The organism is Trebonia sp. (assembly GCF_049794275.1).
Taxonomy (GTDB): domain Bacteria; phylum Actinomycetota; class Actinomycetes; order Streptosporangiales; family Streptosporangiaceae; genus Trebonia.
The window spans coordinates 1-5,449 of sequence record NZ_JBARCR010000189.1 but is presented as its reverse complement, the minus strand read 5'-3'; the positions used below and the strand labels follow the sequence as shown (position 1 = coordinate 5,449).

Annotated in this window: 5 protein-coding genes and 1 pseudogene; 5 read left to right on the top strand and 1 reads right to left on the bottom strand. The window is 69.9% G+C overall.

What is annotated here, in order from left to right:
- Positions 1-158 precede the first annotated feature (158 nt).
- The 4 genes and pseudogenes from WA805_RS05400 to WA805_RS05385 form a co-directional block, all read left to right on the top strand.
- The gene (locus WA805_RS05400) at positions 159-1,571 is read left to right on the top strand and encodes a hypothetical protein (protein ID WP_422289213.1); all 1,413 of its coding nucleotides are present in this window, start codon (positions 159-161) and stop codon (positions 1,569-1,571) included.
- A 61-nt stretch (positions 1,572-1,632) separates the two neighbouring features.
- A complete protein-coding gene (locus WA805_RS05395) occupies positions 1,633-2,124 on the top strand; it encodes a MarR family winged helix-turn-helix transcriptional regulator (RefSeq protein WP_425241793.1) in 492 nt (163 codons plus the stop codon).
- 3 nt (positions 2,125-2,127) lie between these two features.
- Positions 2,128-3,147, top strand: coding sequence for an amidohydrolase family protein (locus tag WA805_RS05390; RefSeq protein ID WP_425241792.1), 1,020 nt, complete (start codon positions 2,128-2,130; stop codon positions 3,145-3,147).
- A gap of 34 nt (positions 3,148-3,181) precedes the next feature.
- A pseudogene (locus WA805_RS05385) lies at positions 3,182-4,576 on the top strand (alpha,alpha-trehalose-phosphate synthase (UDP-forming)); the annotation flags it as partial.
- 28 nt (positions 4,577-4,604) lie between these two features.
- Here the strand turns inward: WA805_RS05385 and WA805_RS05380 are convergent.
- The gene (locus tag WA805_RS05380; protein ID WP_422289211.1) at positions 4,605-5,141 is read right to left on the bottom strand and encodes a helix-turn-helix domain-containing protein; all 537 of its coding nucleotides are present in this window, start codon (positions 5,139-5,141) and stop codon (positions 4,605-4,607) included.
- Between the two features lie 103 nt (positions 5,142-5,244).
- Between WA805_RS05380 and WA805_RS05375 the strand changes: the two genes are divergently transcribed.
- Positions 5,245-5,449: PLD nuclease N-terminal domain-containing protein (locus WA805_RS05375; protein ID WP_425241791.1), on the top strand; the 205-nt coding region annotated here is incomplete at its 3' end.

Below are 5,449 nucleotides of genomic sequence, written 5' to 3'. Positions count from 1 at the left end.
CTATCGCGGGAGCTCCGGCTAGCCCCGAACCCTCAGTGGTTCGGGGTTTTTGGTTTCCCGGCACCGGAATAATCGACAGGAATCCTGTACATCTCTTTCCGGCTGTGACAGCATTCACGCCAAGTGGGCGGCAACGCAGCGACCATACGGAGGTGGGTGTGAGTCCCAGGACGGTCACCACCAGGAGAACAGCCCTGCGCGCGGCAGCGATCGCGGTGGGCGTAGCCGTCGCGGCGGGTGTCCCGACGGCCGTTTCGGCGGCCGCCGCCACCGCGCCGGCGAGCACCAGCTACACCGGCACGCTGGCCAACGGGACCACCTGGATCGCGGATGTCCCGGCTCAGTGGAACGGGACCCTGCTGCTGTACAGCCACGGCTTCGGCCCGCTGACCGCAGCCGACGCCCCAGACCCCGGCACCCAGGCCGCGCTGCTCGCCCGCGGGTACGCGCTGGCCGGCTCCTCCTATGACCCGAACGGCTCGGAGTGGGCACTGGACACCGCCGTCAGCGACCAGTTCGGCACGCTCGCGGCGGTCGAGTCCACCGTGCTGACGTCCCGGCCGGCCCACGTGCTCGCGTTCGGCACCTCGATGGGCGGCCTGATCAGCGCCCTCGAGGCGCAGCAGGGCGCGGGCAAGATCAACGGCGCGCTGACCACCTGCGGCATCGTCGGCGGCGGCGTGAACCTGAACGAGTACCAGATCGACGGCGAGTACGCGATCGCGCAACTGCTCGGCAACCCGAGCACGCAGCTTGTCGGGTTCGGTGACGACACGACCGCGCTCGCCACCGCCTCGGCGCTGACCGCTGATGCCACCGCGGCGCAGACGACCGCGGCCGGGCGGGCACGGCTGGCCCTGGCGCTCGCGTTCCTGAACACGACCCCGTGGCTGTCCACGAGCACCACGCCCGTCCCGGCTAGCGACCCGAACGGCCAGGAGGCCGCCCAGTACAACGTGATGTTCGGCGGCGGGTTCAGCATCATGGACTTCATCGAGCTCGGCCGGGTGTCCGTCGACCAGGCCGATGGCGGCAACGCGACCTGGGATGTCGGGACGAACTTCGCCAGAGCCCTCGCGGGCTCGCCCTTCAAGAACCAGGTCGAGGCCCTCTACAAGGAGGCCGGCCTGAACCTGAACGCCGACCTTGCGACGCTCACCGCGAACACCACGATCAAGGCGGACCCGGCGGCGCTGCGGTCGCTCGTCGCGACCTCCGTCCCGACCGGCCGGCTCGCGGTTCCCGAACTCGACCTGCACACGATCGGCGACAACCTCGTCCCGGTCCAGAACGAGAACTACTACCGGCACCTCGTGGACCAGGCCGGCAGCGGCGGGCTGCTCCGGCAGGCGTACACGGAGAGCTTCGGGCACTGCAACTTCAGCTCGGCCGAGCTCGTCGCGGGCGTCCAGGCGGTCATGCATCGGGTGACCACCGGTCATTGGGACAACGTCACGACGGCAGCGAGCCTGGAGCAGGCGGCCACCGCCCTGAACCTTGGCCCGGCCCGGTTCACCGATTACCACCCAGGTGAGCTCACCGGATCGGTCCCGACGCCCTATCGGGGGTAGTCAGGCGGTCCGTCGGCTCGTGACCAGCTGGCCCGCCAGCCGGTCACGGTAGCCTCGGCGTATGTCGACCACCATGCCGGCGGGCGCTGCCGCCAGGGCGGCGGCGCCCGCCGCGCCGCAGCCGATGCTCCTCTATCTCGTCAAGCAGGTCGAGCTGGCCGTCAGGTCGCACTTGGACAACCTCCTGCGCCCCGCCGGGCTGACCGCCCTGCAGTACACGGCGCTCACGGTGCTGGAGCGCCACCCCGACATGTCGGCGGCCCAGCTCGCCCGCAACTCCTTCGTCACGGCCCAGTCGATGGCCGACATGATCACCGCCCTGGAAGGACGCGGGCTGATCGAGCGGCATCGCGACCAGGCCGACCGCAGGCGGCTGGTCGTCGGCCTGACGACCGCGGGGCGGGAACTGCTTGACGACTACCGGGACCAGGTCGCCACGCTGGAAAAGCGGATGCTCGCCGGCCTGGGCAGCGGCGAGACCTCCCAGCTGCGCCACTGCCTGCACGCCTGCCACGCCAACCTGAGCTCAGACGCGGCACAGACTACGATTTAAGCCATGATCATCGACTGTCACGGCCACTACACCACGATCCCCACCGCGTTCGGTGAGTACCACGACGCGCTGCACGCGCGGCTGGCCGAGGCGGACGGCGGCCCGGTGCCGGCGGTCCCCGCCATCAGCGACAGCGAGATCAGCGAGACGATCGAGGCGAACCAGCTGCGGCTGCAGGGCGAGCGCGGCATCGACATGACGATCTTCTCGCCGCGGGCGTCCTGGATGGATCAGCACATCACCGACCCGGTCACCGCGCGCGCCTGGGCGCGCGCGAGCAACGACCTCGTGCACCGGGTGACGACGCTGTTCCCGCAGAACTTCGCCGGCGTCTGCCAGCTGCCGCAGACCCCGAATGGCTCGCTCGACGACTCGGTCGCGGAGCTCGAGCGGTGCGTGACAGAGCTGGGATTCGTCGGGTGCAACCTGAACCCCGACCCGTCCGGCGGTTTCTGGAGCTCGCCGCCGATGACCGACGAGTACTGGTTCCCTGTCTACGAGAAGATGATCGAGCTCGACGTGCCCGCGATGATCCACGTGTCGACCTCGCGGAACCCGGCGGTGCACACGCTCGGCGCGCACTATCTCAACGCGGACACCACGGTGTTCATGCAGCTGGTGGAGGGCGACCTGTTCGGCAGGTTCCCCGCGCTGCGGTTCGTGATCCCGCACGGCGGCGGCGCGGTGCCCTACCACTGGGGCCGCTTCCGCGGCCTGACCGTGCGGATGAACCGGCCGCCGCTCGACGAGCACGTGATGAAGAACGTGTTCTTCGACACCTGCGTCTACCACCAGCCGGGCATCGACCTGCTGACGAACGTGATCAGCGCCGACAACATCCTGTTCGCCTCCGAGATGCTCGGCGCCGTGCGCGGTAACAACCCCGAGACCGGCGCGTCCTGGGACGACACGAAGCGCTACGTCGACAACGTCAAGCTGACCGAGGACGACCGCGGCAAGATCTACGAGCTCAACACCAGGCGGGTCTACCCGCGGCTCGGTGCCCGCCTCGCCGGACAGTGAGGTTCGGCCCGCTCGTGGCGGGTACCCGCTGGGCATGAACGGCACCAGCACCGAAGACCAGGACCGGCCCGTCGTCGCCGTGGCCAACCGGCTCCCGGTGCACCACGGCGACAATGGCTGGGAGCTCTCGCCCGGCGGCCTGGTCACGGCGCTGCGGCCGGTGATGGCCACGCATCCCGGTGCCTGGGTGGGCTGGGACGGGGGCACCAAGGGACTGCCGCCGACGCTGCCGGACTCCGGCGTCCGGCTGGTGCCGATCGGGCTGTCGGCCGCGCAAGTGCGCAACTATTACCACGGCTTCGCCAACGCGACGCTGTGGCCGCTGCTGCACAACGCGATCGAGAAGCCCAGGTTCGAGCGAGCCTGGTGGTACGCCTACCGGGACGTCAACGCGATCTTCGGCGAGCGGGCCGCGGCGGCCCTTGACGAGCAGCCGGACGCGATCGCCTGGGTGCACGACTACCAGCTGATGCTCGTCCCGCAACTCATCAGGGAGCGCCGGGGCGGGCAGCCGACCGGGTTCTTCCTGCACGTGCCGTGGCCGTCGCCGGACATCTTCGCCAGGCTGCCCTGGCGCGAGCAGATCCTGACCGGCCTGCTCGGCGCCGACGTGGTCGCCTTCCACACCGACGAGTACCGGGCCAACTTCCTCCGCTCGTGCGCGCGCCTGCTGCGCGACGACGACATCGAGGTGCGCGGCGACTCTGTCGTGCTGCCCGACGGCCGCGCGGTGACCACCGCCACCGCGCCCATCTCGATCGACGCCGCGGAGTTCACCCAGCACGCCATCGAGCCGGAAACGGACAACGACATCCGCCTGCTGGCCGAACAGTTCCGTGACCGCACCCTGCTGCTCGGCGTCGACCGGCTCGACTACACCAAGGGCATCATCGAGCGCCTGCTGGCGGTGGAGATGCTGCTCGAGCGGAACCCCGGCCTCCGGACCAGCCTCTCCTTCCTGCAGATCGCCGTGCCCAGCCGGGACGACGTGCGGGAGTACCGACAGCTGCGCAGCACCGTGGAGCAGCACGTCGGGCGGATCAACGGCCTGTACACCGAGCCGGGCAGCGACGTGCCGGTGCACTACCTCTACCGCGGGCTGTCCCAGCGGCAGCTCGCCGCCTACTACGCGCTCGCCGACGCGCTGCTCGTCACGCCGCTGATCGACGGGATGAACCTCGTCTGCAAGGAGTACGTGACCGTCCAGAATGCCCGCGGCGGCAGCGGCGTGCTGCTGCTCAGCGAGTTCACCGGCGCCGCCGACGAGCTGCCGCAAGCCGTGCACTGCAACCCGTTCGACGTGGAGGGGCTGTCCTACCGGATCGAGTACGCGCTCGGGCTGACCGCCGACACCAGGCGCGGGGCCCTCGGCCCGATGGCCGCGCACGTCCGCGACCACGACGTGTACCGCTGGGTATCCGATCAGCTCGCCGAGATCACCAAGGCCGCGGCGGCCGTCAGCCGGTTACCCGCGGATCGGGCAGCGTCACCGTGTAGAGCATGCGGCGGCGGCGCCCCTTGCCCGGGGCATTGGCCAGCCGCGGCTGGAAGACCTCGCGCACGTCGCGCACCAGGCTGGCGAACTCCTCGTCGGTGAGCCACATGCCCGCGACCCGGTAGCTGGCGCCATCGCCGACCGGGTCGGCGGGGGCGCTGGCGATGTAGCGGTCGAAGTCCGCGAGCAGGCCGGCGATGTAGGCGGTGAAGGCGTGCGCGTGCTCGTCGAGCGTCATGGCCCTCGCCTCGCCGGGCTGGATCTGGGCGGCGTACAAGCGCAGGGTGTAGGTGCGCTCCACGGCGCCGCGGACCCGCCGCTCGGCGACGACCTGCAGCACGCCGGCCTTGGTCAGCCGGGCGACATGCCGGTAGAGGCTGCCCGCGGGCACGTCGTCGAGCTCGGCGGCGAGCTGGCTCGTAGTCAGCGCCCGGTCGCCGAGGAACGCCTTGACGATACGGAGCCGTACCGGGTGCAGCAACAGGTCAGCGGAGGCCACGGACCCAGTTTAATCAATGTTCTCAAAAAAGTTTACATTCTCACTTCTGTGAGTATTAGACTGGCCGCGTGATGGGCGCTCCATGCCGGGACGGTGATGCCGAGTGACCCCGACGATCCTGGTAGTCGCGCTGGTGGTCGCGGCGGCGATCTGCTTCGACGTGTACTGCCTGGTAGACCTGCGCCGGAGCCGGGTCCGCCACCTGTCGAAGTGGGGATGGGCGCTGGTCATCTTCGTCTCGAACCCCTGGGGCGGCCTGGCTTATCTGATCTTCGGCAGGGACGGGACAGGACCGGCCGCCCCCGCCC

Bases quoted from the DNA above. Each gene is read 5' to 3' on its own strand.
- WA805_RS05395 (WP_425241793.1), top strand. From the start codon at position 1,633: ATGTCGACCACCATGCCGGCGGGCGCTGCCGCCAGGGCGGCGGCGCCC.
- WA805_RS05390 (WP_425241792.1), top strand. From the start codon at position 2,128: ATGATCATCGACTGTCACGGCCACTACACCACGATCCCCACCGCGTTC.